2 protein-coding genes and 1 pseudogene are annotated in these 2,563 nt (G+C 42.9%); 2 read left to right on the forward strand and 1 reads right to left on the reverse strand.

The annotated features are described in order from the left end of the window. A partial coding sequence (locus tag ACZFYI_RS18870; RefSeq protein WP_462525669.1) for a sugar phosphate isomerase/epimerase family protein occupies window positions 1-848 on the forward strand: 848 nt, incomplete at its 5' end. Window positions 849-879: 31 nt separating this feature from the next. Here ACZFYI_RS18870 and ACZFYI_RS18875 read toward each other — a convergent pair. Further along, window positions 880-2,121 carry a dipeptidase gene (locus ACZFYI_RS18875; RefSeq protein ID WP_462525670.1) on the reverse strand — a complete coding sequence of 414 codons (1,242 nt, stop codon included), beginning with the start codon at window positions 2,119-2,121 and terminating at the stop codon, window positions 880-882. A gap of 179 nt (window positions 2,122-2,300) precedes the next feature. Here ACZFYI_RS18875 and ACZFYI_RS18880 point away from each other — a divergent pair. After that, window positions 2,301-2,563 (forward strand): annotated as a pseudogene (locus ACZFYI_RS18880) (hypothetical protein); the annotation flags it as partial.

Genomic DNA, 2,563 nt, shown 5'->3' on the forward strand with positions numbered 1-2,563 from the left:
AAAACCAAAACCACCTGCTAAAACTCATCCGAATGGCTTACCTGATGGGCGGAGATGAGAATGATGTCAAACTCGGCACTTTTGTAGGATACAACCATGAATTGGGAATCCAGGAAAACGGTTTCGAGAAAAATCTCGAAGAATACCAAAAAGTCTTTTCTCCGATCATCCGATATGCGGAAGACCTTGGTGTGACGGTTTTGTATGAAAACTGTCCTATGGAAGGTTGGCGCTCGTCGGGGTATTCGACTACTTACAATAACCTGACGGGAGTCTTGGCTGCTAGGAAAATCATGTACGACCTGATTCCAAGCAAAAACCACGGGGAGATTTACGATCCTTCGCATGACATCTGGCAAAACACAGACCCTGTTGAAGTCATCAGGCACACGGATATGACAAGGTTAAAACGTATCCATGTCAAGTCAACGAGGAATATTTCAGATCCATTTTGGGGAAATATGTACCCGATGCAACGTATCAAACCAGAATGGGCTGCAAAAGCAGGAATCCCATTTAGCCAAAATGAATGGGACAGACACCATTACGAGGCGACTTTACCGGGATTCGGTTTGGGTGACAGCATGGATTGGAGAGCATTTGTCAATATCCTGAAGGAAAAAGGTTTTGCCGGACCATTCGAAATCGAGAATGAAGCCAAATTATCCAAGCAGACGGGGAAAATGGGAGCGATTGTCCAAGGCTGCAAAGCTGCGGTGCAAAATCTGGCGCCTTTGCTTTGGGAATTGTCAGACAATGGATTTGAATATCCTAAGTCAGAAATCAAGCCATTGAAGCAAATGGGGAATAAGGATATTCCGGTGGTGACGATGGAAAGATTGAAATAAAAAAAGGAGCTCCAGGCTCCTATTTTTTATTTCAGGTCTTAGCTGCCGCAATCACCGCATCCCAAACCCTGAAAATATTTTTGTAACAGATTTTTTCTATATCCTCTTTGGAATATCCCCGCTTGAGTAACTCGGCAATCAGGTTGGGATACATCGATACGTCCTTCAATCCTGTAGGAAGACTGTCCCCTACCCCGTCAAAATCAGAACCTAAACCCACATGGTCGATTCCAACCAAGGCCACAACATGGTCAAAATGGTCAGCCACTTTGGAGACATTTGGGAAGGGATTGTTTTCAGCTACATATTTTTCAATGTAAGCAACTGCGGCAGAATCTGTTCTACTTAATCCATTTTCTGCAAGCCAATTGACGATATGTTCTCTCACTGCCCCTGATCGCTCATTATAATCGCCGTCCACGAAGCTGCCTCCAAAATTGATCATGATCACGCCCCCGTTTTTTCCAAGAGCTTTGATCATCCCATCCTCCATATTCCTTTCAAATCCCGGAGTAAAATACCTCGCAGAGGAATGAGAGGCAATTACAGGAACATCAGTAATTTTCATGACATCAAAAAAAGTACTGTCTGAAACGTGGGAAATATCCACCATGATGCCCACTTTATTCATCTCCTTGACAACCTCAACGCCATATTCACTCAATCCATTGTGTGTGTGCGTGGTGTCATAAGAGGAATCACCGATCAGGTTATCTTTTCCATGGGTAAGGGTCATATACCGGATTCCGCGGTCATAAAAATACCTGACATTGCTGATATCATCTTCGATGGCCGCACCATTTTCTATTCCCATTGGAAATGAAATTTTACCTTCTTGGGTGTTTTTCTCTATATCAGTGGGAGAATAAGCCATAGCAAACTTATCCGGCCAAGCAGTCACAATCCTTTCTGTCATCAATATCAGCGAATCCGCCAAAGCCTTTGCTCCTCCCTTTTCCTGATAACCTGCAGGAATATAGATGGACATAAACGGTGCGTCCAAGCCTCCTTCTTTTGATCTCGGAAAATCAAAATTACCTCCGTCAGTGCGGACAGATACATCCAAGATCTCCCGCTGAAGGGTAAATCCCCCGACTTTCATCCGGTAAGGAAGATCCACATGACCATCTACCATGATGGTGTTTTGTGCGATTTCTTTTGCGGCAGCAAGTCTTTCCTCATCCGACAGCTGGGTATAATCGATGGTTTCGGTTTTTTGGGCACAGCCAAAAACAAAAGCTGAGGCAATTAATAGAAGTAGGGGTTTTCTCATAGCAGGGCAATTTAGAAAGTTAAAATAAAACATTCGAAACAATTATTTTCCCCATGATTGATAGGCGGTTGTAATTTGATAAAAAAAGGATTTTATATCCGCTTATGTAATAGATTTTCCCAGATGAACCCCTTCATTGGAAATTTTGCTAAATTGATTGAAACCAAAAATATATTGATATGAGGCTTCTACCTATCCTGATGTTGTTTCTGATTTTTTCTTGCAATGCCCCAAACACTCCTTCGGTATCTGTTTCCATTGAGCAGAAACTCGGGGAAGAACTTAAAGACGGCAGGCTACTTTTACTTTTCCATCACAATGATAAAACTGAACCCCGTTTTGCTGTTTCGGACGATGTCAACTCAGCCCAGGTTTTGGGGATGGATTTCGAAGATTATCAAGCAGGAAATCCACTTTCATTCGACCTTGGGGTTTTTGGTTA

The organism is Aquiflexum sp. (assembly GCF_977115555.1).